This is a genomic window from Jongsikchunia kroppenstedtii DSM 45133 (assembly GCF_000380485.1).
Classification (GTDB): domain Bacteria; phylum Actinomycetota; class Actinomycetes; order Mycobacteriales; family Mycobacteriaceae; genus Jongsikchunia; species Jongsikchunia kroppenstedtii.
This window is the reverse complement of the sequence record NZ_AQYG01000045.1, coordinates 18617-43581: the sequence shown is the minus strand read 5'-3', so window position 1 is coordinate 43581 and position 24965 is coordinate 18617. Positions and strand designations below refer to the sequence as shown.

The 24965-nt window shown below is 66.9% G+C and carries 23 protein-coding genes; 14 read left to right on the top strand and 9 right to left on the bottom strand.

What is annotated here, in order from left to right:
• Window positions 1-104: 104 nt before the first annotated feature.
• From G341_RS0108895 to G341_RS0108845, 11 genes are all read left to right on the top strand, one after another.
• Window positions 105-2966 (top strand): DUF2232 domain-containing protein, encoded by a 2862-nt coding sequence (locus tag G341_RS0108895; protein WP_155826874.1) that lies wholly within the window; start codon window positions 105-107, stop codon window positions 2964-2966.
• 87 nt (window positions 2967-3053) lie between these two features.
• A complete protein-coding gene (locus G341_RS0108890; RefSeq protein WP_018178774.1) occupies window positions 3054-4040 on the top strand; it encodes an alpha/beta hydrolase fold domain-containing protein in 987 nt (328 codons plus the stop codon).
• A 59-nt stretch (window positions 4041-4099) separates the two neighbouring features.
• Entirely contained in the window at window positions 4100-5020 is a 921-nt protein-coding gene (locus tag G341_RS0108885) for a ferritin family protein (protein ID WP_018178773.1), read from the top strand.
• A gap of 10 nt (window positions 5021-5030) precedes the next feature.
• A complete protein-coding gene (locus G341_RS0108880; protein WP_018178772.1) occupies window positions 5031-6560 on the top strand; it encodes a flavin-containing monooxygenase in 1530 nt (509 codons plus the stop codon).
• Between the two features lie 9 nt (window positions 6561-6569).
• Complete coding sequence (locus G341_RS0108875; protein WP_026303437.1) at window positions 6570-8036, top strand: flavin-containing monooxygenase; 1467 nt, start codon at window positions 6570-6572, stop codon at window positions 8034-8036.
• Between the two features lie 121 nt (window positions 8037-8157).
• Complete coding sequence (locus G341_RS0108870) at window positions 8158-9675, top strand: flavin-containing monooxygenase (RefSeq protein WP_018178770.1); 1518 nt, start codon at window positions 8158-8160, stop codon at window positions 9673-9675.
• A 55-nt stretch (window positions 9676-9730) separates the two neighbouring features.
• Window positions 9731-10201, top strand: a complete 471-nt coding sequence (locus tag G341_RS0108865) for a DUF4334 domain-containing protein (protein WP_018178769.1) — start codon at window positions 9731-9733, stop codon at window positions 10199-10201.
• A 64-nt stretch (window positions 10202-10265) separates the two neighbouring features.
• The gene (locus G341_RS21540) at window positions 10266-10745 is read left to right on the top strand and encodes a hypothetical protein (protein WP_018178768.1); all 480 of its coding nucleotides are present in this window, start codon (window positions 10266-10268) and stop codon (window positions 10743-10745) included.
• Window positions 10746-10762: 17 nt separating this feature from the next.
• Entirely contained in the window at window positions 10763-11407 is a 645-nt protein-coding gene (locus G341_RS0108855) for a TetR/AcrR family transcriptional regulator (protein ID WP_018178767.1), read from the top strand.
• Between the two features lie 73 nt (window positions 11408-11480).
• Entirely contained in the window at window positions 11481-12698 is a 1218-nt protein-coding gene (locus G341_RS0108850; protein WP_026303436.1) for an acyl-CoA dehydrogenase family protein, read from the top strand.
• On the top strand, window positions 12691-13707 hold the full coding sequence (locus tag G341_RS0108845; protein ID WP_018178765.1) for a phosphotransferase family protein: 1017 nt from the start codon (window positions 12691-12693) through the stop codon (window positions 13705-13707). The genes G341_RS0108850 and G341_RS0108845 overlap by 8 nt, the downstream gene beginning before the upstream one ends.
• 6 nt (window positions 13708-13713) lie before the next feature.
• Here the strand turns inward: G341_RS0108845 and G341_RS0108840 are convergent, their stop codons facing one another.
• The 3 genes from G341_RS0108840 to G341_RS21535 form a co-directional block, all read right to left on the bottom strand.
• A complete protein-coding gene (locus G341_RS0108840; RefSeq protein ID WP_018178764.1) occupies window positions 13714-14769 on the bottom strand; it encodes an MCE family protein in 1056 nt (351 codons plus the stop codon).
• Window positions 14770-15153: 384 nt separating this feature from the next.
• The gene (locus tag G341_RS0108835; protein WP_026303435.1) at window positions 15154-15795 is read right to left on the bottom strand and encodes a histidine phosphatase family protein; all 642 of its coding nucleotides are present in this window, start codon (window positions 15793-15795) and stop codon (window positions 15154-15156) included.
• Window positions 15796-15829: 34 nt separating this feature from the next.
• Window positions 15830-17377 (bottom strand): MFS transporter, encoded by a 1548-nt coding sequence (locus tag G341_RS21535; RefSeq protein ID WP_155826870.1) that lies wholly within the window; start codon window positions 17375-17377, stop codon window positions 15830-15832.
• Window positions 17378-17474: 97 nt separating this feature from the next.
• Here G341_RS21535 and G341_RS0108825 point away from each other — a divergent pair, with 97 nt between their 5' ends.
• From G341_RS0108825 to G341_RS0108815, 3 genes are all read left to right on the top strand, one after another.
• A complete protein-coding gene (locus G341_RS0108825; RefSeq protein WP_026303434.1) occupies window positions 17475-18248 on the top strand; it encodes a TetR/AcrR family transcriptional regulator in 774 nt (257 codons plus the stop codon).
• Window positions 18249-18472: 224 nt separating this feature from the next.
• A complete protein-coding gene (locus tag G341_RS0108820; RefSeq protein ID WP_018178760.1) occupies window positions 18473-18706 on the top strand; it encodes a hypothetical protein in 234 nt (77 codons plus the stop codon).
• A gap of 45 nt (window positions 18707-18751) precedes the next feature.
• Window positions 18752-19180, top strand: coding sequence for a hypothetical protein (locus tag G341_RS0108815; protein WP_018178759.1), 429 nt, complete (start codon window positions 18752-18754; stop codon window positions 19178-19180).
• Between the two features lie 104 nt (window positions 19181-19284).
• Here G341_RS0108815 and G341_RS0108810 read toward each other — a convergent pair whose 3' ends face one another.
• The 6 genes from G341_RS0108810 to G341_RS0108775 all read right to left on the bottom strand — a co-directional run bounded on the left by G341_RS0108810 (window position 19285) and on the right by G341_RS0108775 (window position 24853).
• Window positions 19285-20445 (bottom strand): phage major capsid protein, encoded by a 1161-nt coding sequence (locus tag G341_RS0108810; RefSeq protein ID WP_018178758.1) that lies wholly within the window; start codon window positions 20443-20445, stop codon window positions 19285-19287.
• Window positions 20446-21188: 743 nt separating this feature from the next.
• On the bottom strand, window positions 21189-21803 hold the full coding sequence (locus G341_RS0108800; protein WP_018178756.1) for a hypothetical protein: 615 nt from the start codon (window positions 21801-21803) through the stop codon (window positions 21189-21191).
• A 147-nt stretch (window positions 21804-21950) separates the two neighbouring features.
• Window positions 21951-23027 (bottom strand): AAA family ATPase, encoded by a 1077-nt coding sequence (locus G341_RS0108795; RefSeq protein ID WP_020411037.1) that lies wholly within the window; start codon window positions 23025-23027, stop codon window positions 21951-21953.
• Window positions 23018-23812 carry a bifunctional DNA primase/polymerase gene (locus G341_RS23025; RefSeq protein WP_020411036.1) on the bottom strand — a complete coding sequence of 265 codons (795 nt, stop codon included), beginning with the start codon at window positions 23810-23812 and terminating at the stop codon, window positions 23018-23020. Before G341_RS23025 ends, G341_RS0108795 begins: the two co-directional genes overlap by 10 nt.
• An 89-nt stretch (window positions 23813-23901) precedes the next feature.
• The gene (locus G341_RS0108785) at window positions 23902-24540 is read right to left on the bottom strand and encodes a hypothetical protein (RefSeq protein WP_018178754.1); all 639 of its coding nucleotides are present in this window, start codon (window positions 24538-24540) and stop codon (window positions 23902-23904) included.
• A gap of 121 nt (window positions 24541-24661) precedes the next feature.
• Window positions 24662-24853 (bottom strand): helix-turn-helix transcriptional regulator, encoded by a 192-nt coding sequence (locus tag G341_RS0108775; RefSeq protein WP_245556945.1) that lies wholly within the window; start codon window positions 24851-24853, stop codon window positions 24662-24664.
• Window positions 24854-24965: the final 112 nt, after the last annotated feature.

The following is a 24965-nucleotide window of genomic DNA, read 5'->3' as shown; positions in this document are numbered from 1 at the left end:
TCCGGATGCTAGGTCCGGCCCAGGGGCGTTGTGGGTGATTTGCGGAATTGAATCAGGGTGTTACCGGATCGATGCAGCGGTCGTTCGATGGCACTCTTGATGTGATGCTTCCTCTACAGACGTCCCGGCGGCGGGATTCGGTTCCGGACCCGTCGGTGTCGCGCCGCGTGAGCGTGATCGAACTCGCCGAGGCGGCGGCGTTCGCCGACGTCGCCGCGGCGATCTGCGTGCTCAGCCGGTTCCTGCCGATCGCCGGCTTCGCGATGGGGGTCGCGTCGATCCCGTTCGCCGTACTCGCCGCGCGCCGGCGGCTCCGGGTCGACCTGATGGCCGCCGCGACCGGTTACGTGGTGGCGTTCCTGTTCGGCGGCTACGGCACCGCGAACATGGTGGCGGGCGCCGCGATGGTCGGCATCATGTCCGGTATCGCGCTGCGTCGACAGTGGTCGATGGGCACCCTCACGGTCGTCGCTGCCGGAACGGTCGGCCTCGGATCGGCGGCGGTGTCGACCGCGGTGCTGGCGATCTTCGGCAGCTACCGCGAGTTCATGTTCGACCAGGCGCGCAACGGCTGGGGCGGTGTGGCGCGGGGGCTGCGCAACGCGAACGCGGACGGTGTCGCGCAGGTCGGCGACGACATCCTCGACTGGACCCTGCGGTGGTGGTGGATCGCGCTGCCGGCCGCTTCGCTGCTCGGCGTGGTCCTGTTGTGCCGGTTGATATTCCGATTGCATCGACGATTCGTGCCCCGCCTGGTGAGTCTGCTCGGAACGCCCGCGACGGACCGGGTCACCCGCAGCGATGCCGCGCCCGGCCCGGTCCCGCTGTCCGCCCGCGGTATCGAGGTCGTGCACCCGGGGGCCGCGCACCCGGCGCTCGCGGACGTCGATCTGGACCTCACCGGCGCCGAGCTGGTGGCGGTGGTGGGGCCCAACGGTGCCGGCAAGTCGACGTTGGCCCGCGTCCTGGCCGGCCGGGAGCCGACCGCCGGCGTCGTCACCAGGCCGGGTCCGCCCGGGCTCGGTGAGGTCGGGGGGACCGCCGTCATCGGGCAGCGCCCGGAGACCCAGGTGCTGGGCATGCGGGTGGCCGACGACCTCTCCTGGGGTGCAATCGATCTCACCGACGACCAGATCGACGCCCTGCTGCAGCGGGTGGGCCTGGCGGGGCTGGCTCACGCGGAGACCGGTTCGCTCTCCGGCGGACAGTTGCAGCGCCTCGCCGTGGCCGCCGCGCTGGCACGGGACCCGCGGCTGTTGATCAGCGACGAGAGCACGGCGATGATCGACCGGGCCGGTCGCGCGGATATCGTCGCGCTCTATCGCGACGCGGTGACCTCCGGGGCCGAAGTCGTCCACATCACGCATGACCCGGCCGAGATCGCCGACGCCGATCGGATCATCGATCTGCACCCGGTCGCCGGCGCGACCGACAGCGGGTACTCGAATTCGCCGGCCGTGCTGGAGAGTTCGCTGCGGGTGCTCGGCGCGCCGGTCATCGTCGACCGCGTGCGATACGCCCACGACGCCGGCACGCCGTGGCATCACGACGCACTGCATGACGTCAGCCTGGCGATCGACCCCGGCGAGATGGTGCTGATCACCGGCGAGAACGGCGCCGGCAAGTCGACGTTGGCGCGCCTGATCGCGGGCCTGGACCAGCCGGTGTCCGGCCAGGTGGTGATCGACGGTCGTCCGGCCGAGAACGGCAGGCGCGCAGCGTTGTTCGGACTGCAGCATGCGCGCCTCGGTTTGCTGCGCCATCGGGTGCGCGACGACATCCGGCACGCTGCCGATGTGCCGCCGCAGCGCGCCGACGCGGTGCTGGCGGAGTTGGGGCTGGATCCGGATATCTTCGGCGACAAGCGGATCGATGAGCTGTCGGTGGGTCAGCAGCGCCGGGTGATGCTCGCCGGACTACTTGCGTGCAAGCCGCGGGTGCTGGTGCTCGACGAACCGCTCGCCGGTCTGGACGCCGCGTCCCGGATCGCGATGATGCGGGCGCTGCGGCGGGTGCAGGCATCGGGGCTGACGACGGTGATCGTCTCGCACGACCTCGACGAGCTGGCATCCCTGGCCGACCGCTGCATCACCCTCGCCGACGGCCGGATCGTCGATCAGGAACCGGTGCAGCTGCCGGCGACGCTCCCGGAAGCGACCGTCTCCCAGCCGAAATCGCGGGCCACATTGGCGACCGTGATGGGCCGGATGCTGCCCGGCGAATCGCCGGCACACCGGCTGTGGGTGGGGACCAAGCTGGGCACGCTCATCGTCATCGCCCTGATGTTCGCGCTGAGCCCGACCTGGGCCAGCGCCGGTGCCGCGCTGGTGATCGTGATCGGCTGGTCGCTGCTCGGCCGGATACCGCGAACCGCATTGCCGCGGCTGCCGTGGTGGCTCGTCGTCGCGACGCTTTTCGGCGGAGCACTCACGGCCTTCGGCGGCGGCGCGCCGTATGTGAGCGTCGGGGGTGTGCGGTTCGGCCTGGGCGGCGCGAGCACCTGGGGCATCCTGATCTCGATCACGGTGCTGTCGCTGTATGCGTCGATGCTGCTGTGCTGGACCACGCCGATGGTCGAGATTCCGGCATTCCTGCAGCGCATCGTGCGGATCGGCGAGAAGGTGCGGCTCCCGCTGCGGCCGCTGGCCACCTCGATCGCGCTCGCGCTGCGGCTGTGCCCGTTCTTCATCAACGACTGCCGAACGCTGCTGCAGACGGTGCGGCAACGGCGACCGGACCGGCCGCAGGCCGGTCGGGAGCGGTTCCGGGAGGTGGCCGGGATCCTGCCGATCGCCTGCATGCTGGCCAGCAGCAACGCCCGAGAGTTCGCCGATGCCATCGACGCGCGCGGCGGAGTCGGTGCGGTGGCTCGGGCCGATCGCGGCCCGCGGCTGCGCGACGCGGCGGTGTTCGGCGTGGTGTTGGTGCTGGTCGTGGCGGCGATCGCGCTGCCCGGCCTCCTCTAAGCGCTCTACGCGGCGAGCGCCGCCGGAGCTTTTACATCACTAATCGTGCCATTGACAAATGGCACCTTTGGTGGTGGTGTACCTGATGTGAGTGAAACCGAGTCGTCCGATGTGCCGGATATCCCGGCGTCGACGAACCTGCGAGCGGCCTCCGCTGCAGCGCTGACGCGCTGGACGGTGGGCCTGTTGTCCGACCTCATGCCCGAGGGGCGCCCGGCCGTCATGGTCGATCGCGGCATCGTCGCGGCCGTGATGTCCGCGCTCGGGTCGATGCCCGGCGGGACCCGGGTCATTCCGGTCCGGGAAGACGGACTGCGCGGCGAGTGGGTGCTGGCGGCCGGGGTCGAGTTCGGCGAGCGGGCCGGGTACTACATCCATGGCAGCGCGTATGCGATCTGCTCGGCGCGCACGCACCGCAAACTCGTGGCACGGCTGTCCGAGGCGACCGGATTGCCGATCTTCTCGATCGACTACCGGCTCGCGCCCGAACACCTATTTCCCACGGCGGCAATCGATGTCGAGAACGGCTACCGGTGGTTGCAGGGGCAGGGCTACGCCGGCTCGGACCTGGTGATCGCCGGCGACTCCGCGGGCGGCCACCTCGCGCTCGACCTGCTGCTGGCGCATATCGACGAGCCGCGCTTCCAGCCGGCCGGCGTGGTGCTGTTCTCGCCGCTGATCGATCTCACCCTGCGCCTGGCCGAACAGGTGGTGCGGGAGCCGGCGATGTCGGCCGGGACCGCCCGCAAGCTCGTCGAATTGTATTGCGGCGATACGGATCCGAATCACCCGCGACTGCGGCTCGACTTCACCCGGGCGGCGGACCTGCCGCCGCTGCTGGTGCAGGTCGGCGGGTACGAGATGCTGCGCGCCGACGCCCGTCATCTCGACGCCGCGGTCCGGCGTGCGGGCGGGCGCTGCACGCTCGAGGAGTGGCCCGGAATGATGCACGTCTTCCAGGCGCTGCCGCGGCTGGCTCCGGAGAGCGCGGCCGCCCTGCGTCGCGCGGCCGATTTCGTCGCCACCGCCTACGCCGACGACCGGCGCGCGGCCAGCCTGGTGCGGATCGGCTGACGGACTGTATCTCGACTGATCACAAGACCTAATTCACAACTTGCTGAAAGGAATTCGTCATGGCGATGGATCTCGACAACATGCTGCAGATGATCAAGGACCGGCAGTGGGCGCTGGCCGACATCGAGTGGGACGCCCCGGGGGCCGAGCTCATCGAGCCTGATCTGTGGGCGAAGCTCAAGCCGTTCATGACGGACCTGATGTGGATCGAGAACGTCGGTGCCCGCGGGTTCGCGGCGCTGGCCAAGAAGGCGCCGACGCCGACGCTCAAGAGCATCTACGAGCACTTCCACGCCGAGGAGCAGAAGCACGCGAACGCCGAACTGGCGCTGATGCGCCGCTGGGGAATGCTCGAGGACGACGAGATCCCGGCGCCCAACGTGAATGTGCAGCTGATCATCAACTGGCTCGACAAGCATTCGGATGAGATGTCGCTGTCGTTCCTGGGCACCGTGATTCCGATGCTGGAGGTCGCGCTGGACGGCGCCCTGATCAAGTTCATCACCGACGAGGTGAAGGACCCGATCGCGCAAGAGGTGTTCAAGCGCATCAACAACGACGAGTCCCGGCATCTCGCAGTCGATTTCGAGGTGATGGACATTCTCGGGCATGCGAGCATGCGCAAGCTGGTCATCGAGACGGTCGGCGGCTGGACCAATCCCGCGCTGATCGTCGGCACCCTCAGCTACATCCCGTTGCTGAACAAGATGCGTGACAACATCGTCGCGATGGGTGTCGACGAGGAGAAGCTCTACGGCGCGATGCGCCGATTCCGCAGCGTCGGCGAGCGCAGCGAGTTCGTGCGCCGCGTGCCGATGTATCAGTTCATCTCGTGGCAGGGCAAGAAGGTCATCGACCGCAGCTCGAGCTACCACCTGCTGGCCGACTCGCTGGTGAAGGTGACCGGCGTGATTCCGTTCCGGCTGGTGCATCGCACGCCGACCTGGTCGCAGGAACTGACCTACGAGCCGGTCGCGTAAAGGAATCGATATGGCAGACACCGACAAGACCCTGTCCGTCGCGATCATCGGGGCCGGGTTCGCCGGCATCGGTGCGGCGATCCGCCTGCGGCAGGAGGGCATCACCGACTTCGCGATCTTCGAGCGCGGCGACCGGATCGGCGGAACGTGGCGGGACAACACCTATCCCGGTGCCGCCTGCGACATCCCGTCGCGGCTCTACTCCTACAGCTTCGCGCCGAATCCCAACTGGTCGCATACCTACTCGGGCAGCGATGAGATCCTCGCGTATATCGATCGCATGGCGACCGATTCGGGCATCGCGCCGCATATTCGGTTCGGGCACAACGTCACCGGGCTGATCTATGACGAGGCGGCCGGCCAGTGGACCGTCGAGTTCGAGGGTCGCGAGCCGGTGCGGGCACGCACGGTGATCGCCGCGCCCGGACCGCTGTCGAATGCGAGCCTGCCGGACATCCCCGGCATCGAGACCTACGAGGGTCACAAGATCCACAGTGCCCGTTGGGATCACGACTACGACTTCACCGGCAAGAAGGTCGCGGTGATCGGTACCGGCGCGAGCGCGGTGCAGATCGTGCCCGAGCTGGTCAAGACAGCAAAGTCGGTCAAGGTCTTTCAGCGGACGCCCGGCTGGGTGCTACCGCGGCTGAACCGGCCGACCAGCGGCCTGCTCAAGCAGCTGTACCGTACGGTGCCGTTCGCGCAGGAGGCGTCGCGGGCGGCCTGGTTCTGGGGTCACGAGTCGGTGGCGCTGGGCGTCGTCTGGGACACCCCGTTCACCCGGCTGGTCGAGCAGCTCAGCAAGGCGAATCTGCGTCTGCAGGTGAAGGATCCATGGCTGCGCCGGCAGCTGACGCCGGACTTCTCGGCCGGCTGCAAGCGGCTGCTGATGACCAGTGACTACTACCCGGCGCTGCAGGCCGATAACTGCAAGCTGGTCACCTGGCCGATCGCGCGCCTGGCGCCTAAGGGCATTCGCACGGTCGAGGGCATCGAGCATCAATTCGACGCGATCGTCTTCGCAACCGGATTCGAGGTGTCGAAGGCCGGTGCACCGATACCCATCACCGGGATCGGCGGACGCAGCCTCGGCGACGAGTGGAGCGGCGGCGCCTATGCCTATCGCAGCGTCGCGGTATCGGGCTATCCGAATCTGTATTTCACCTTCGGTCCGAACTCGGGACCCGGGCACAGCTCGGCACTGGTGTACATGGAGGCCCAGATCAACTACATCGTCGAGGCGGTCGAGAAGCTGCTGCGGCTCGACTGGAAGGCGCTTGATGTCCGGCCGGAGGTGCAGGCCCGCTACAACGCCGACATCCAGCGGCGACTGCAGGCGACGACGTGGAATTCTGGCTGCCAGAGCTGGTATCTGACCGACGACGGCTTCAACGCGACCATGTTCCCCGGCTTTGCGACGCAGTACGTCAATCAGCTCAAGCACGTCGACCTGGACGACTACAAGATCACCGGCTATCGCGACCCCAGTGCGATGGCCCCGGGGGCGGAATCCGCCGGTGACCTGGTCAGCGTGCAGTAGCGTCGAGATATGTCTGATGAATCTGATCAGAGTCGGGTGGAGCATCGCGATCTGCTGATCGTCGGCGCCGGACTGTCGGGCATTGATGCCGCGTATCGGGTCGCGAACGAGTTTCCCGGCCTGAGTTACGAGATCCTCGAGCGGCGCGATCGGGTCGGCGGCACCTGGGACCTGTTCACCTACCCGGGGGTCCGTTCGGACAGCGACATGTTCACGCTCAGCCTGCCGTTCGAGCCGTGGCGCGGCGCCAAGCAGATCGCCGACGGACCGGATATTCGCGACTACATCGAGGACACCGCGAGCAAGCACGGCATCGACCGGCGTATCCACTTCGGCACCACGGTGCGCAGTGCGTCCTGGGACAGCGCCGCGCAGCGCTGGACGGTCGTTGCGGAGAATGGTTCGGGCACAGTCGAATACCGAACCCGGTTCCTGTATCTGTGCACGGGCTATTACGACTACGACGACGGCTACACGCCTGACTTTCCCGGCATCTCCGACTATCGCGGGCAGGTCATCCACCCCCAGCATTGGCCGGACGGGGAGGACTTCACCGGCAAGCGGGTGGTGGTGATCGGCAGCGGTGCGACCGCCGTGACACTGGCACCGGCGCTGGCCCGATCGGGGGCCCGCGTGCAGATGCTGCAGCGCTCGCCCAGCTGGGTCTATCCGGTGCCGACCGTCGGCGTCTTTCCGGACCTGGCGCGAAAGCTGCTGCCCGCCCAGGCCGCTCACGATCTCGTCCGGCTGAAGAACGCGTGGTGGACGGCGACGATCTACCAGATCTGTTCGAAGTTCCCGAACTACTCGCGGCGGCTGCTGACGAAGAAGATGGCCAAGAAGCTGCCGGCCGACTACGACCTCGCGGTCCATTTCAATCCTGCGTACAACCCGTGGGAGCAGCGGCTGTGCGCCGATGCCGACGGGGTGCTGTTCGACGAGATCGCCTCCGGTGACGTCGAGATGGTCACCGACCACATCGACACTTTCACCGAGAACGGGATCCGGTTGAAGTCGGGCCGGGAGCTGGAGGCGGATGTCGTCGTCACCGCGACCGGGCTGCGGCTGCAGGCCTTCGGCGGCATCACGCTGACCGTCGACGGCGAGGAGGTCGTGCCGGGGGAGCGGTTCGTCTACAAGGGCTATCTGCTCGACGGTGTGCCGAACTTCGGCTGGAGCGTCGGCTACACCAACGCATCGTGGACGCTCCGTGCCGATCTGTCGGCTCGGGCGCTGGTCCGGCTGATGAGCTACATGCGCAGCAACGGGTACCAGGTGGCCTATCCGCACCGCGGCGACAAGCCGATCGAGGCGCGGCCGTTCTTCAACCTGAGTTCGGGATATCTGCAGCGTGAGGGCCATGTCATGCCGAAGTCCGGGACCGAGCGGCCGTGGGCGATCGAGCACCACTTCTTCGCCGACGCGTGGGCTCACCGCCGCGATCACATCACCCTGAGCATGGTGTTCGCGCACTGAAAATTCTTATTGACTCGTAGTACAACTAGCCGTATCGTGACATGGAACGTTGTCGCGGTTTCTTGACGCTCAAGCCCCGAGCTCAGTCCACACAGACGCCGCGCCAGAGGTAAGGACATCCATGACCACGGTTGCCGATAAGAAGGCCAAGACCACCACCGGCGGCAAGGCCGAGTTCCACGATGTACTCATCGTCGGCGCCGGCCTGTCGGGCATCGACGCGGCCTACCGGATCCACGAGCTGAACCCGGATCTGGACTACGCGCTGATCGAGCGTCGCGAGCGGACCGGCGGCACCTGGGATCTGTTCCGTTATCCCGGGATCCGTTCGGACAGTGACATCTTCACGTTCAGCCTGCCGTTCAACCCGTGGACCGGGAACACCTCGATCGGACAGGGCGAGGACATCCGCAACTACATCTGGGACACCGCTCGCAAGTTCGGCATCGACAAGAAGATCCAGTTCGAGACGCAGGTCACGTCCGCCAACTTCGATTCGGCCACCGACATCTGGACCGTGGAGACGATCTCCGGCGGCAAGCCGAAGACCTTCGAGACCCGGTTCCTGTTCATGTGCACCGGCTACTACTCCTACGACGAGGGCTACACCCCCGAGTTCCCGGGCATCGAGGACTTCCAGGGGCAGGTCGTGCACCCGCAGTTCTGGCCGGAGGACCTGGACTACAAGGGCAAGAAGGTCGTGGTGATCGGGTCGGGCGCCACCGCCATCACCCTGATCCCGTCGATGGCCGACGACGTCGAGCACATCACCATGCTGCAGCGGTCGCCGACGTACATCACGTCGCTGCCCAACAAGGACCCGATCGCGCTGGCCACCCGGAAGGTGTTGCCCCCCAACCTGGCTCACAACGTCACCCGCTGGCGGTGGGCCACCCAGACGCTGGGCAGCTACCTCTTCATGCGCAAGGCCCCGAAGGCCGGCCGTGCGCTGATCCGCCGGATGACCAAGGCGATGCTGCCCGCCGACTACCCGGTCGACGTGCATTTCAAGCCGAAGTACGCCCCGTGGGATCAGCGACTGTGCGTGGTGCCGAACGGTGACCTGTTCAAGGCGATCCGCAACGGACAGGCCGAGGTCGTCACCGACACCATCGACCGCGTGACCGCGACCGGCATCAAGCTGACATCGGGCCGGGAGCTCGAGGCCGACATCATCATCACCGCCACCGGACTGCAGATGCAGGCGCTCGGCGGCACCGAGATCGCGGTCGACGGTTCGCCCGTGAAGATCAGCGATCACTACCTGTACCGCGGCTACATGCTCGACGGTGTGCCCAACATGGCCTGGACCATCGGCTACATCAACGCCTCCTGGACGTTGAAGGCCGATATCACCAGCCAGCACGTCGCGCGGCTGCTCAAGCACATGGGCGACAACGGCTACACCCACGCCGAGGCCGATCGGGCCGGCGAGATCCTGGCCGAGAAGCCGGCGATGGAGCTGTCCAGCGGTTATGTCCAGCGCGCGGCCGACCAGCTGCCGAAGTCGGGCAGCAGCATGCCGTGGATGGTGCGGCACAACTTCCTGCTCGACTACTACGACTTCCGCCGCGCGTCGGTGACCCAGTCGATGAAGTTCAGCAAGGTCGCGGACGCCAAGGAGAAGGTCGCCGGCTGATGCCGCACGCCTGAACTATTGGTCACAGGTGTGTCCATAGTTTAGGGTCGGATGCATGAACCGCGAACAGGCCGTCGAACTCTTCGAACAGCGGGCCGCGAGCCAGCAGATCAGCACGGCCGCCGAACTCGATGAGATCTGGGCGGCGCTGGAACCGGTGTCGATCGACTTCATGATCGGCCCCTGGAAGGGCGGCGAGCTGCCCAGCGGCCATCCCATGGACGGCGGGCTCGAACGCGCCGCGTGGCACGGCAAGACCTTCGGCTCGCGTTACGACGTGCAGCCACTGGTCTGCCGTGACGGCGATGGAAACCTGTTCTCCAACAAGGAATTGGGCAAGGGCGAGGCCAGCCTGTGGATGGTCGAGTTCCGTGGCGAGGTGACCGCGTCGATGGTCTATGACGGCCAGCCGGTGATCGATCACTTCAAGCGGATCGACGACGACACGGTGATGGGCATCATGAACGGCAAGACCTCGCTGGTGCGCGACGCGCACTACTACTTCTTCCTGCGCCGCGAGAACTAGATCTCCACCCGGCCTCCACCCGTGGGTGGTGGGGATCGGCACGGCATCCGATGAGGCTGGATGCATGGTCACCAACGTCCTCATCGCCGTCGTCGTCATCGGGTTCGTCCTCTACCGCCAGATGACTCCGCGCCCGGTGCGCGCCGCGTCGCGACTGCCGCTGATCCTGCTGATCATCGGTGGCGTGCAGACCGTCCAGCACTTCCAGCACGGGGTGTCCTCGATCGCCGATATCGGCCTCGTCGCCGTGTCGATGCTGGTCGGCGTCGGGCTGGCCGCGGCCCGTGCGCACACCGTCCGGTTGCATCGCGACGAGTCGGGACAGGTCTGGCGCACCGGAACCGCGGCGACGCTGGTGCTGTGGATCGTGGCGATCGCGCAGCATGTCGCGATCCATTTGGTCGTCGACCCGGGCCTGGCCTCGGCGTCGCTGATGCTCTATTTCGGTGCGGTGCTGCTGGTCCAGAACCTGCTCGTGACCCGGCGCGCCGAGCGACAATTCGGGCGGCCCATGCGCGGGTTGGCCGAACGAGCGATCGGATAGGCACTACAGTTGGGCGAATGAACAACCAAGCGGGGCAGTTGAGCCGCGAGCCCGGGCATGCGTCCGTGGCCGATTGGCGCGAGTTCGCGGACGCCGGCCTGGCCGGGCCGTTGAAGGCTGCTCTCGAGCTGTTCTCCGAGCAGGGTTACCACGGTTCGTCGGTGCGGGAGATCGCCAACCGGGCCGGCCTGTCGGTACCCGGTCTGTACCACTACTACCCGTCCAAACAGGCGCTGCTGCAGGCGTTGTTGGATGCGGCGATGGGTGATCTGCTCGAGCGCTCGGCGGTGGCCGAGACCGCCGCGGGCGCCGATCCGGTGGCCCGATTCGACGCCGTCGTCGAACTCCTGCTGCGATTCCACATGTACCGCCGCGAGCTGGCGTTCGTGGCGTCCACCGAGATCCGCAGTCTCGATCCCGACTATCGCGTGGGCTATATCGCCCGCCGCGACCAGCAGCAGCGCACGCTCGACCGAATCGTGCAGGACGGCAAGGATTCCGGTGACTTCACCACCGAATACCCGTTGGACGCCAGCCGCGCGATCACCACGATGTGCGTCGCGGTGTCCACCTGGTATCGGCCGAGTGGCGCGCTCGGCCCGGACGAGCTGGTACGCCGCTACCTGAGCGTCGCGCGTCAGACCGTCGGATACCACGGCTGATCGGTTGACCCCGGCTGGGCGCGACCGATAACCTGAACTCAGTTCCGAGCGAGTGCTCGGTCGGAAGGTGGATATGGCGATCGAGCTGCAACACGACGAATCCGTACGGGACCTGGTTGTCCGCACGGAAAGGTTCATCGAGCAGGTCGTGCTGCCGATCGAGACCGAGTTCGACGGCGACATCACCGCGGCGGGCGGCGACGAGCGCCGGATCGACCTGCAGCGTCAGGCCAAGGCCGCGGGCGTCTATGCGCCGCATGCGCCGGTCGAGTTCGGTGGGCTGGGACTGAACATGTGCGACCGGGCGCCGGTGTTCGCGGCGGCCGGTTACTCGGTGTTCGGCGCGGTTGCGCTCAACATCGGCGCGCCCGACGAGGGCAACGTCCACATGATGGCGGCGATCGCGACCGCGGAGCAGAAGCAGCGCTACCTGGCACCGCTGGTCGCCGGCGATATGCGCTCGGCGTTCGCGATGACCGAACCCGCGCCCGGCGCCGGCTCCGACCCGTCCGCCTTGGCCACCATCGCGGAGCCGGTCGACGGCGGCTGGAAGATCAACGGCACCAAGCAGTTCATCACCGGCGCCGACGGCGCCGGCTTCTTCATCATCATGGCGCGCACGGTCGGCAAGCCCGGCGACCGCGGCGGCGCGACGATGTTCCTTGCGCCCGCGGATACGCCGGGAATCGCTGTGGGACGGCATATTCCGACGATCGACCGCTCGATGGTCGGCGGGCATTGCGAGGTGCAGTTCACCGACGTGTTCGTCCCGAATGCCGACGTCCTCGGAGAGCCGCACGAGGGATACCGGTACGCGCAGGTGCGGTTGGGTCCGGCGCGGATGACGCACGTGATGCGTTGGCTGGGCGTCGCGCGGCGCTGCCAGGATGTGGCGGTCCGCTATGTGGCCGAACGCCAGGCGTTCGGTTCGGTGCTCGGCGATCTCGGCATGATCCAGCAGCAGGTCGCCGACAACGAGATCGACCTGGCGGCATCGGAGGCGCTGCTGATGGTGGCGTGCGCCGAGCTGGACCGCGGCGAGCACGCGTCGAACTCGACATCGATCGCGAAGACCTATGCCGCCGAGGCCTACTCGCGGATCGTCGATCGCAGCATGCAGATGTGCGGCGGGCTGGGTGTCTCCGACGACCTGCCGCTCGCCCGGCTGCAGCGCGAGCTTCGGCCGTTCCGGATCTACGACGGACCGTCCGAGGTGCACCGATGGGCGCTGGCCAAACGGGCTGTCGGACAGGCGAAGAAGGCGATACGAAACGAGGCCGATCATGGCTGATCCGATGGATCCCGTGCTGCTGCAGAAATTTCTGATCGACAGCGGCGTGCAGGTGAACGGCGAGCTGGACGTCACGCTGATCAGCGGCGGTCGGTCCAATCTGACCTACGAGGTCACCGACGGTACTCATCGCTGGGTCGCACGCCGGCCACCGACCGGCGGCCTGACGCCATCCGCGCATGACATGAAGCGCGAGTGGACCGTGACGAAGGCGTTGCAGGACACCGCCGTTCCGGTCGCCGGCACCGTCGCCGCCGATCTCACCGGCGAGGTGCTGGGTGCGCCGTTCACCGTCGTGGAGTTCGTCGACGGATCGGTGGTGCGCGACACCGAGGAGCTCGGCGCCTGGACCGATGCGCAGGTCGACGCGAACGCCACCGCGCTGGTCGACGGCATGGCCCGGTTGCACGCCGTCGACTACCAGGCCGTCGGGCTCGGCGAGTTCGGTCGGCCCGTGGGCTATGTGGAGCGGCAGGTGGCGCTCTGGGCGCGGCAGTGGGAGATCGTCCAGACGCGGGAGCTGCCCGACGTCGCGAAACTGCATGCGGCGCTGGCAGAATCGATCCCGGCCGACTCGGCGAACACCATCGTGCACGGCGACTATCGAGTCGACAACACGATTCTCGCCGCTGACGATCCCGGAACCGTTCTCGCCGTGGTCGATTGGGAGTTGTCGGCGCTCGGTGATCCGTTGACCGACGTCGCCCTGATGTGTGCGTATCGACAGCCGATCTTCAACGTCGTGCTGGGTGCGGAGGCGGCGTGGACCAGTGACCGCTACCCGTCGCCCGACGAGCTGGCCGAGCGCTATGCGCGCGCCTCCGGAAATCAGCTGGCGCACTGGAACTTCTACATGGCGCTGGCGAACTTCAAGATCGGCGTGATCGGCGAGGGCATCACCCACCGCGCGCTCAGCGGCGCCGACTCCGGCGCCCCGAACGCCGCCCGAGCTGCCGAGGTCACCGGCGAATTCATCGCCGCCGGACTGAAGGCGATCAGTCGGGCATAGGCGCGGCTACTGGCAGCCGTCGAGCACCTTGGCGAAGCAGAGCCAGTTGTCGGGGAACAGCCCCCACGGCTGGTCAACGTCCACGTACGCGCCGTTGCCGGTGGCATTGGCGATGTTGCGGGACACGAGGGGCAGCACGCCGAGCATGTCGCGGAGGCTTTGACGGTTCTGCTGGAGGCCGCCGGCGATGTTGTTCAGGTTGGCGATCAACGGCGCCACCTGACCGTTGGTCTGGTCACCCAGCAGCTTGGCCTGATTGACCACACCGGCAATACCGTCGAGCAACTTGGTCACCAACTGCTCACGGGTCGCGATCTTCTGCGTCAACAACTGACCCTGGCCCACGATGACCGCCAGCTGATACTGATTGTTCGATACCAGCGTGGTGATCGAGTCGGTGTCGTTGACCAGCTTGGTGATCTGATCGCGCCGGTTATTGATGATGTTCGACAGATCCCCCAGACCGGTCAAGGTCTGCTTGATCGAGTCGGGGACCCCGGCCATCTGCTGATTGAGCGCCTGCAACCCCTGCGACAGCTGCCCCGCATCGGTCCCGGTCAACAAAGTGCCGCTGGCATCCAATGTCTTCTGCAGGTCATACGGCACCTGTGTCTGGGTGATCGGCATGTGGTTGCTGGGCAACGTATTCGGCGAATTGCCCAGGTCGATCGCCACATACCGCTGACCCAACAGCGTCATCAACTTGATCGACGCCGACCCGTTCGCCGTGATGTGCACGTCGTTGTTCACCTGCACCGTAATGGTCACGGACGTCATGTCGGGGTTCAGGGCGAGGTGCTTGACCGTGCCGACATCGACGCCGGCCACCTTGACCCGGTCGCCGGGTCGCATCTCGCCGGCCTGCGCAAAATCCAGCTTGTAGTCACGCTTGCCCACGCCCGCGGAGTTGATCAGGAGGGTGGTGACGATCGCAACGATCACCACGACGCTCACTATGGCGGCCAGCCAGATTCGTTGCGCCTTGGTGACCTCTTCTTCGGGGAACCGTTCGTCTTTCGGCTTGCCCTTCAGGCCCCACAGGTTCTCACGGTTGAGTGCCATGGCCGTCAGATCCGCCGGCCTGCAGCGCAGGCGATGGGGCGGCTGGTCGGCGTCGCCTTCTCAGACTTCAGCAGTGTGCGGCGGCTGCCGGTCACGATTGAAATCCCGGGACTTGTGCTGCCGATAGCCGGCGATAGAAATGAGAAGCAATCAGCGTCTCAGGAAATTGAACGAGCAGTCGGCACACGACTGGGAACGCTATATCAGGATGCCCGTGACCTCTAGATATGGGTCCTGTGAGGGGCAGCACCCGGCACATGAATTTGAGTCGGTAATCACATTTTGTTTGCCATGAGACCTGCGTAATGGTGAGCGCAGGATGATGCTGAAAACGCGGCATCGGTATTTCTGCGGGTAATTCTCTCGCCGCCTATTTCAGAGCTCTCAGCGGTACGTCATCAGTGGCTCGGGCTGCTCTAGGTGCGCGTGCTCGTTGAAGGAGATGAGCGTGACGCCGCTGGCGCCGACGACCAGCTTGGTGAGCGACGCGTTGACGACCGATGACGCGAGGGTCGGCCAGGTGGTCCGGTCGACGCCCCAGAGCTGTGCGAGCACCGCCGTGATGGTGCCGGCCGACGTCACGACGATGGCGGTCTGACCCGGGCCGCCGATCTCGCGGAGGTCGGCGGCGGCACGCTGTACTCGGGCCCAGTAGCTGCCGAAATCTTCGACAGCGTCATCGGTTTCGCCGGTGATCCAGGCGCGCAGTCCTTCGTTGATCCGGGTCTGCAGTTCCTTGGGCGTCCCGGTGAAACTGTCGAACCGACCGCCGATCGGGTCGGCGCGGTACTCGTCCCAGTCGTCGTTGACTGTGCGCGGCACTGCTGGGTCGAACTGCGCCGCGATGATGTCGGCGGTGTCGCGTTGCCGATTGAACGAGCCGGATACGACGACCGCCGCCTCCGGCGCCAGCATCCGAAGATGGGCGCCGGAGGCGGCGGCTTGTCGTCGACCGAGTTCGGTCAGTTCGTCATCAGCGGCAATACCGTGCGCCTGACCATGTCGGACCAGATAGACAACACCCATGCGGTCCATCATGTCCGGTCGCCGTCGGCTGCCGTCACTCCGGGGCGGCGGCGACAGCGAGCACACCGGCCGCGCGACGCTCACCGCGCAGCAGGACCAGATTGCCGACGGCGACCGAGAGGAGAACGACGGACCCGACGATGGCGGCCACGGTCATCCCGTTGGTGAACGCCGTGCGGGCGTGATCGATCACGGCCGCGGCATGGCCCGGATCGCTGCCGGCGGTCTGCAGTGCGGTCGCCAGGTCGGTGCGGGCGCCCGCCGGATCGGAGGCCACCGGGTAGGTGTGGTGGTAGACGGCCGCCAGGACGCTGCCCAGAATCGCGATGCCCAGGGCGCCACCGAACTCGCTGGTGGTCTCGAGGAGGCCCGCGGTGGCGCCGCTGCGGCCGGCCTCGGCTCCGGAGACCACCTGATCGGCCACCAGGCTCGTCGCGATGACGAGACCGCATGCCAGCATCGTGCAGCCGATCAGCACCGGCCACAGCGGCCGGTCGGCGGCCGTGGCGGCCACGACCACGAACCCGCTTGCCGCGCAGGCGAGTCCGGCGGACACGATGCGGACCCGCCCGAACTTCTCGGCGGCGGCACCGGCGAGCGGGGCCGCGGCGCCGACGAGGAGCGACGGGGCCAGGCTCCACATCGCCGCCCGCAGCGGCGAGTAGCCGAGCACCGACTGCAGATACTGCGTCACCAGGATCGCGTTGCCGACGAGTCCGAACATCGCCACGAGATTCACGACCAGACCCATGCTGAAGACGCGGTCGGCGAACGCCTTCAGGTCGACCAGCGGGTGTGCGGCTCGATGCTGCCGTGCCACGAACGCCGCACCCAGGACCAGTCCGATCACCACGAAGGTGACACGAACGATCGAAAAGCCATCGGCGGCAAGCGACTTGATGCCATGAATGGTCGAGCAGATGGCCGCCAGCACGAGTATCGCGCTCAGCAGGTCCACGCGCCGTGCGCGGTCGCCGGTGTCATTGGGGAGCAGCATCGGTCCGACGACCAGCAGCAGCGCCATCACGGGCAGATTGATCAGGAACACCGAGCCCCACCAGAAATGCTCGAGCAGCAGGCCGCTGATGATCGGGCCGATGGCGACTCCGCTGGCCATCACCGCCGACCAGATGCCGACGGCCCGCGTGCGGTCGGAGTCGTCGTCGAACATCTCCCGGATCAGTGCCAATGACGAGGGCATCAGCGTGGCCCCGGCGATGCCGAGCAACGCGCGGGCACCGATCAGCATCTCCGCCGAATTCGCGTAGGCGGCGAGGAGGGAGGTGGCGCCGAAGGCGGCCGCGCCGATCAGCAGCAGCCGGCGATGCCCGAACCGATCGGCGATGGTGCCGACGGTGATCAGCAGCCCGGCGAGCACGAATCCGTAGGCGTCGAAGATCCACAGCTGCTGTTCGGGCGAGGGATGCAGGTCGGCCGAGATGAACGGGACGGCGAAGAACAGCACCGAGACGTCCATCGATGCGATCAGCATCGGCAGGCAAAGGGCGGCAAGTCCGATCCAGGGCGACCGGTTCGCGAGGGGCGACCGATCCCCGAGCCGGGAAGCGAGGCGAGGGCTCATGGCTTCATCCAATCTGTGTACGGCAGTAACTGTTTATGCCTAACGCAATAATGCAACAGAACTGCGTAGGGCGCAAGCAATTGAGTAGGCTGGTTTCATGACCGCCTCGGACGACCCCCAGCCAACGGGCCCTGAGCTGCCCCGATACGTCCAGCTGCTGTGGGGCCGCGAGCCTGCGGGCCGGCGCGGTCCGAAGCCTCGGGTGTCGATCGAGCAGATCGGGAACGCCGCGGCCGAGCTGGCCGATCGGGAGGGATTCGACGCGGTCTCGATGAAGGCCGTCGCGGACGCCCTCGGCATGACCGCGATGTCGCTCTATCGCTACGTCGACTCGAAAGACGATCTGGTCGACCTGATGCTGAACGTGGGCTACGGCCCTCCAGATCCGTCATGGACGCGCGGTGTGGGCTGGCGCGTCGGCCTGGACAGGTGGGCCCGAGAAATCGCCGCCCGGCTGGTGGCGCGGCCCTGGATGATCGCCGCACATGCGGCCAGCGGCTGGGCGCCGCTCGGGCCGAACGTGCTGCTCTGGGAGGAATGCGGCCTGGCTGCCTTCGAGGGTGTGGATCTGCCCGAGACGGCCAAGCTGTCATCGATGCTGCTGCTCGACGGCTTCGTACGCAGTCATGTCGCGCAGTCGATACAGCTCGGTCAGGCCGGGGCCGACTTCGATCACACCAAGCCGCACGAGGACCGCTACCACGTCTTCATCGGACAGCTCGTGACGCCGGAGCGGTTCCCGCTGCTGACGACCGCGGCCGCGGCGGCCGCCGATGACCACACGGACTTCTACGGCGGCGAGCTGGATTTCGGCATCGGCGTGATCCTGGACGGGCTCGCGGCGAAGATCGAACGCACCGCTTCGCTCTGAGCGAAGGGCGGCCGTCTGACTGACCCCCGGTCGGAGACCTGACGAGCGCTCTAGTCGGCCTAGTTACACCCCTTGGTATACATCTGGATGCAACCCAGTGCAACGGCGTCTGCGCCCCTCTTGCGCCCCTGGGGGCCGGTTCGAAATTGTGCGGGCCAAATTTGGCATAGTAAACTGTAGTAACGAAATCGCCCGAAACCCTAACCCGCACAAGGAGATTCGCAATGGACAAGATCGAAACCCGCGAGCAGGTCATCGCCGACGCGAAGGCCAACGCCATCCACGCCACCGAGGACCAGCGCGCCGAGCGGGTCGAGGACCTGGCGCAGACCCTGCTCTACATGGACGAGCGCGCCAAGGGCACCGAGTGGGCCGACATCGACGCGATCTGGGACAGCACCGACGACTTGGACCCGTGGTTCGTCGAGGCCCGCGAGATCTTGCGCGTCACCCTCTGACCCCGCCAAACCAACCGAACCCGAACCCATCGAGAGGAATCCACCATGACCGCAACAACTGAACTCAGCCCGCTGGCGCTGGAGACTCTGAACGCGATTGCCTCGGGCGAGCCGCTGCCCGCCAAGGCCAACAGCCGCACGATCGGCGCGCTGGCCCGGCGCGGCCTGGTCATTCAGATCGACGGCAAGCCCGTCGCGTCGTCGGTGGGGCTGCAGGTGGCCGAGCCGCCCGCGAGTTCGACGGAAGGCAAGCGGAAGGGTAAGCGGACCCCGCAGGAGTGCCGGTGTGGTTGTGGCGAGATGACCGGCGGCGGCAACTACCGCCCCGGCCACGACGCCCGGCACGTCGGGCAGGTGGCGCGCGCAGTGGTCGCCAAGGAGATCTCGCTGGCCGAGGGCATGGACCAGCTCGGCTCGCAGGCTCTCCAGCTGAAGGCGCAGGCGCAGATCGTGCGACTCACCCCGGCCGCCTGAACCCAAACACGGATCGACCCCGTCACCGAAGGTCCAACAGTGACGGGGTCGATCGCTATCCGGGCTGAGGATCCCGGACGGTTAGCGGGCCAGAGCTGGCGGCGTCAGGCGGCAGCGGTGGCGACCTTGGCGATGCCGGACGGCCGGGTGACCGCAGTCTCCCAGCGGCCCTCCAGACGGAACCGGATCTGGTTCTTGTCGAACCCGGTGGACTTGTCGATGTCGAGCGCGACGATGCCATCGGTGCCGATCCAGCAGGTGTCCTGCCCGAGCAGCAGTGCGGTCTTGGCGGGCAACGCATTCGACAGCACCACCCGCACGCCCCACAGCTTCTGGTTCGCGCGGTCCACCGGCGAGTTGGGCAGCACGAACTCCCCCGAGCCGGTCGTCACCGAGGTCTCGACCGACTCCCAATCGGCCGGGCTCATCGCCACTGCCGCCGGGGTGTACCCGGCCGTTTCGAGCTTGGTGATCGCCGCGCGGACGGACCGCGAGATGTCGGTGCTGAACGGCTGATTCAGCAACCCCGAGGTGCCCAGGATGCCGTGCAGGTTCGGCGCGGTCCCGTTGCCGTTGAGCGCCTGCGCCTCCAACGCCTGGTACAGCCCGTACTGCAGCTCGCCCTGCACGAAACCGGCCAGCCCGACCACGTCCGACCAGATGTACTTGTCGACCGGCTCGGACATGTGGGCGATGACCCGCAGGCTCGATTCGATCGGCTCGATCGAGATCGGTGTGGTCGGCTTGGTGTCGCCCGGTGCCACCGGAGCCGCGTTGTTCGCGCGGACCCGCTGCTGCAAGAACCGGAACTGCGGCGGCGACACCAGTTTGCGCTGCGGGATGACCTCCAGCAGCGAGTTCGGAGCCTGCGGCAGCGCCGCTAGCTCCACCAGCATCGCCGAAGTACCACCGGCCGAGAGCATCTCGAACGACTTGGACCCATCGGTCGCCTGCTGCGCGAACTTGTGCGCCATGCTGCGGATGCCCGCAGGGCTGATCGACTTCAGTTCGAGACCGACGACCTCGGGGTCATCGCCCGCGCCCGACAGCTTCGGACCCGGCCGCCGACCCTTGAAGTGCTCCAGTAGCGCCGCGTCCTTGCGGCCGCCCTCGATCAGGGCGTCGATTTCCTCGACCTGATTCGAGAGCTTCTCCAGGTGCGCGCGGTCGTCGTCGCTGAGGTTCTGGTCGGCGGACTTGCGGGCGTCGATCAGACTCTTGGCTGACTTGATCAGCTCAGCGCGTTGCTTGAGCCACTTATCCATTGCTTAACTCCTTGGTTGGCGCAGCCGTCCGGCCGCGCAAGATTTGCGGGATTGGACGACGGACGGGCTGAAGGCCAAGGAGGCTGTGACCGCTGGTCGTGCGGGCGTCGGCGAAGCCGGACGCGCCAGCACCCCGGAGGGTCTGGGGTCGGACCATGGGCCGACGCCTGCATCTCAATTTTACTGTGCAGCTGGGTGTTTCAGGTAGTTACTACTGCTGCGCGGCAGTTGCCGGTGAGCCGAACTTGCGCAAGTGCTGGCTGCACCAGCGGTGCCCGTGCACCGGCCGATCGCATTCGGGCACTTGGCATTTCGCCGGGTTCGCATCGGACGCGCGCCACTCCTGGTAGTGGCTGTCGCACAGGCCGCGAGATCGGCGGGGCTGTCGGCACCCCTTCGCGGCGCACCTGCCCTTGACCGCAACTGCCTGAGGGCTCGTCTTCCACTTGTCGTAGCACGCCTGGCACCTGCCGCGCGCCTTGCGGGGCTTGAGCTGGCCGCAATCGATGCATTCGTGAATCGCCATGCTTCCCAGGAAAACACCTGCGGCCGTGTCGATTTTGGAAGGGAGAGCCAGGGGGATAGAAGTCACACCTTGGCGTAGCTTCTTGCAAGCATTGCTGCTAGCGGCTCGAACTCCCCCCTGTCCGTCTGTCCCACCCGAGGGGGTCGTCCGGGTATCTCCTTTGCCCGTCCTCAAATCGGGAGACCGAGGCCGGCTATCGGTGGCGACCCTGGCCTCGTCAGTTTGCGAGAGACCGCCGGGACGCTTGCATCCGCCGCACGGTTTCGGTCGCCACCCGGTCTGCCTGCCGTTGCCCGATCTCGCCGAGCCGCACCGCCGCAGCCCTGGCCGCCTGCATCACCTGCTCCAGGTCGGGCTCGTGAATCGGTACACCCCGCTCGGTGTGGCCCACCACCGGCCCGTCCAGCTTCTTGGCCACCAGCAGATCGACCAGGCGGTACACGACCGAGGTCGAGTCGGCGCAGTCCTGGAAGCGCTCGGCCAGCGGGTTCAGCAGCGGCCCCAGCCGGTCGGCCTGCGCGGTGGTCTCGGCCGCGCCGGTGCCGTGTGCCTGCCGCCGCTTCTCCTCGTCCGCCCGCCGCAGCTGCTCGTCGGTCACGTGCATCAGCACCAGCCGCCACGACCGTTGCCCGCTGCGCACCGTCTCCACCCGGCGCGCCAGTCCCGACTCGACCAGCATGCTCGCCACCTCATCAACCAACGGTTTGTGTTTGCCCAGCGCGGTGCGCAGGTGCCCCCGCTTGACGATCCCATCCCGCAGTAGTCGCCTGCGCCCCTTGGCCACCGCCTGCTCCAGTCCCTCGGGCTCGGTCGTCTCGGCTGTCTCAGTCACGTTGTCCTCCTCGGTTGTCTCCCTGTGTGTCTGGGGTCCGGCATGTGTCTGTGTGTCTGCCCCCAAGGGGGGCAGACACAGCAGACACATCGGACCTGGGCCGGATGTGTCTGTGGTCAGACACGTGTCTGAGACACTCCAGACACATCACTCGGTCAGCTCCTTCTTGGTGTCGCGGATGAGTTCGGACAGCGTCGAGGTGTCCAGCCCGACCCCCTCGTCCTTCATCCACGCCTGGGTCTTGCGGCGACCCGGAACCGTCCCGGTCTCGGCGTGCTGCTCGCGCAGCCACGCGCCGATCACGCCGATCGCCTCGGCCGTCGCTTGTTGCTGCGCGCCGCGACGGTCTTCCATCCGCGCAACCGACGTGTGCGGCGCGTCGGTCGGGACCGCGACCAAGGACCGCAGTTGCGCCGGATCGGTGACGTTCGGCATCCACTCGGGTGGGATCTCGACCGCAACCATGTCGAACGACTTCGGGCCGGGAATCTCGGCGTCCTTGTGCTTCTCAACCGTCACCGTCGCGCCCAGCGGCTTGCCGGTGGCGTCCACCTGCTGCCCGGTGCGCTCCAACGTCAGGTCCGACCAGATCGCGCCGGGCCATGCGGTGGTGCCGCGCTGGGTGCCGTTCTTGCCGGTGTGGTGCACCACCAGCACGGTGCAGCCAACACTGCGCCGCACCCGCTCCGCGTTCTCGATCGCCTCGCCCTGGTCGGTCGCCGAGTTCTCCTCCAGCCCAACGGTTACCCGCGCTCGGGTGTCGAGGATGACCAGATCCGGCTGCATCTCTTCCACGATGCCGAGCAGGTGGTCCACGTGCGTCTCGTTGGCCAGCTGCACCGGCTCCGGGATCGTGTAGAACCACTCGAACAGGTCGCTCGGCTCGATCCCGTAGTGCAGGCACCAGGCCGCCGCACGTTGGCCGACACCCTTGCCACCCTCGGCGGCGACGTACAGCACCTTCGCCCGCTCGCCGACCTCGTGCTGACCCCAGGGCTTGCCGGAGGCGATTGCGCAACCGATACCGACCGCGATGAATGACTTGAATGACCCGGCCGCCCCGGCGATCTGCGCCAAGGTGTCGCGATACAGCAGCCGCCCGAGCAACGGCTCGGCGGGCACCAGCTGCAACAACGCGTCCAAGCCGACCACCGGCGGCAGCTGCGGGCCGGGCGGCTCGTCCTCGGCGTTCGGAACCAGTTTGAGCGCTTCGCTTACCCGCATGCTTCCTCCTTGGCGGACCGGATGGTCGCCTCGATCTCGTGATCCTGCAGCCCCACCTGCTGCGCCGCGTCGGCCAGCTCGCGCTCGACTTCGGCTGTCAGGCAATGGCGTTCGGCCAATCGCACCGCCGACACAAACAGCTGGTGGTTTCGGTTGCCCTCGGGGGTGTGCCGCAGGACCGAACACCACCAACGCGCCAGCGCCCGCACCTCGGCCGGGCCAGCGGCAGGCAGGGTCGCCCGTGTCGGCCGAACCGGTCGCCGGACCGCCGTCACCCAGCGCGCAGGCAGGATCCCGACCTCGCCCGAGTCCAGCCAGCGATATTGCCCTGTGCCGCCGGGAGTTTCGGCTTCGATCCGCGACGGGGGCGCGACGACGTATCCGCCGGACTTCTTGACATCGACCCCCGGCCCCAGCGCGCCACGAATCTGCTCGGGCGGCAGATCGGTACGGAACCAGACGTGCAAACCGCCATCGCGGGTCTGGGCGATCCACGTGTCCGGCAGCGAACCCAGCTCGGCGGCAAGCCGGTAGTAGGTGCCGTTGCCGCCGTTGCGGGGGTCCACGTCCAGCACCAGGTACCAACGCGGGACCGCGATCCCGATGTTGTGCGGCTTGCCGTCCGCCCACCATCGCCGGATCAGGTCGGGGTCGGTCGAGGCTTCTTCGCGCCATCGGAACCCGCCATAGGGCTTCTTGTCGCCAACCTGCAGCGGCAGCACCGGCCAGCCAGACTCGGCGTATTGGATTGCAGCGCTTAGCAATTCACCGGTATACTGGGCCATGGTTTCTCCTTACCTGGGGGAAGTCGAACGGGAAATCAGCAGTTGGCCGGGTCCGTCATTTAGGACGCCCGGCCTTCTGCGTATCCGGGTCACGTGTCAGCCTCGGGGGCGTCGTCGGCCTCACCAAGCAGCCGGTCAATCACGGCCAGGTTCTCGGTGAGCATGTTTGAACGCTCGCCGCGAAACCGCTCGCCCACGATCAGGTCACACAGGTTCAAGGTCACCGGCCAGAACTCGACGGCTCGCGCGCCAAGCAGTTCCCGGCCGTCGATCTCGATCAGTGCGCCGAGCAGTCGATTGAACTCCAAGCGGAGCAGGTCGGCGTCGATCAGCGCGATCTGCAGGCGCAGCGCGTACTGCCGAGCCAGTTGGTCCATCAGCTTGTCCGCAGTGGTGCCCTGCGCCTTCATCGCCTTCTCGCGCTCCTGCTCGTAAACCAAGTCCGCCTCAAGCGTTTCCCGGATCTCGGGCCGCAATGGCTTCCCGGAGTGCAACTCGTTGGCGTGGATCCCGAACCGCGCGAGCCGCTCGCGCACAGCCCGCAGCGCGAGCGAGATCGTGCACAGTTCCCAGGCGTCGTAGGGGTAGCCGCCGACCGCCGTCTCGATCTGCTTGTCGGCATTGAGTTCGGTGCGTACCTGCTCGCCGAACTCCTGATCGTTCGCGACCCACGCGGTGTGTAGTCGGCGTGCGCGAACTTCGGCGGTTCGAATTGCTTGGTCATTCATCGGGTTTCGTGCTCCTTGGGTGTTGGGGTGTCAGTGTCTTCGCCGAGGTGGTCGGCGCTGTCGTCTCGAATTTGCATGTCTTCCAGCAGGTCTCGGTCATGCTGGTCAGTCGCGGGGTTGGTCATCGGCCGCCGCTCTCGATCCACGCCTCGACGTCGGCGCGGCGGTACCGGACGCGGTTGCCGACCTTGATGTACTCCGGTCCGGTGCCCCGCTGACGCTTGATCGCCAGGCTGCGCTCGGCGAGCTGCACCCATTCGGCGACTTCCTTGGTTGTGAGCAGCTGCTCGGGTCCGTCTGTCTTGATGGCCACGATGGTGTCCTCGATTTCCCGTATCGTGCGGTAGTCACACCGGCCGGTGCAACCAGCCACAATCGAAGCACAGGCTTGTAACTCCATGCAACCAGAAGTGTCCGTTGAACTG

Coding starts and splice junctions, on each gene's coding strand:
- G341_RS0108850 (WP_026303436.1), top strand. CDS start 11,481: ATGGCGATCGAGCTGCAACACGACGAATCCGTACGGGACCTGGTTGTC.
- G341_RS0108845 (WP_018178765.1), top strand. CDS start 12,691: ATGGCTGATCCGATGGATCCCGTGCTGCTGCAGAAATTTCTGATCGAC.
- G341_RS0108870 (WP_018178770.1), top strand. CDS start 8,158: ATGACCACGGTTGCCGATAAGAAGGCCAAGACCACCACCGGCGGCAAG.
- G341_RS0108835 (WP_026303435.1), bottom strand. CDS start 15,795: ATGGGTGTTGTCTATCTGGTCCGACATGGTCAGGCGCACGGTATTGCC.
- G341_RS0108815 (WP_018178759.1), top strand. CDS start 18,752: ATGACCGCAACAACTGAACTCAGCCCGCTGGCGCTGGAGACTCTGAAC.
- G341_RS21540 (WP_018178768.1), top strand. CDS start 10,266: ATGGTCACCAACGTCCTCATCGCCGTCGTCGTCATCGGGTTCGTCCTC.
- G341_RS0108810 (WP_018178758.1), bottom strand. CDS start 20,445: ATGGATAAGTGGCTCAAGCAACGCGCTGAGCTGATCAAGTCAGCCAAG.
- G341_RS21535 (WP_155826870.1), bottom strand. CDS start 17,377: ATGAGCCCTCGCCTCGCTTCCCGGCTCGGGGATCGGTCGCCCCTCGCG.
- G341_RS0108795 (WP_020411037.1), bottom strand. CDS start 23,027: ATGCGGGTAAGCGAAGCGCTCAAACTGGTTCCGAACGCCGAGGACGAG.
- G341_RS0108865 (WP_018178769.1), top strand. CDS start 9,731: ATGAACCGCGAACAGGCCGTCGAACTCTTCGAACAGCGGGCCGCGAGC.
- G341_RS0108820 (WP_018178760.1), top strand. CDS start 18,473: ATGGACAAGATCGAAACCCGCGAGCAGGTCATCGCCGACGCGAAGGCC.
- G341_RS0108855 (WP_018178767.1), top strand. CDS start 10,763: ATGAACAACCAAGCGGGGCAGTTGAGCCGCGAGCCCGGGCATGCGTCC.
- G341_RS0108840 (WP_018178764.1), bottom strand. CDS start 14,769: ATGGCACTCAACCGTGAGAACCTGTGGGGCCTGAAGGGCAAGCCGAAA.
- G341_RS0108825 (WP_026303434.1), top strand. CDS start 17,475: ATGACCGCCTCGGACGACCCCCAGCCAACGGGCCCTGAGCTGCCCCGA.
- G341_RS0108880 (WP_018178772.1), top strand. CDS start 5,031: ATGGCAGACACCGACAAGACCCTGTCCGTCGCGATCATCGGGGCCGGG.
- G341_RS0108895 (WP_155826874.1), top strand. CDS start 105: ATGCTTCCTCTACAGACGTCCCGGCGGCGGGATTCGGTTCCGGACCCG.
- G341_RS0108885 (WP_018178773.1), top strand. CDS start 4,100: ATGGCGATGGATCTCGACAACATGCTGCAGATGATCAAGGACCGGCAG.
- G341_RS0108785 (WP_018178754.1), bottom strand. CDS start 24,540: ATGAATGACCAAGCAATTCGAACCGCCGAAGTTCGCGCACGCCGACTA.
- G341_RS23025 (WP_020411036.1), bottom strand. CDS start 23,812: ATGGCCCAGTATACCGGTGAATTGCTAAGCGCTGCAATCCAATACGCC.
- G341_RS0108875 (WP_026303437.1), top strand. CDS start 6,570: ATGTCTGATGAATCTGATCAGAGTCGGGTGGAGCATCGCGATCTGCTG.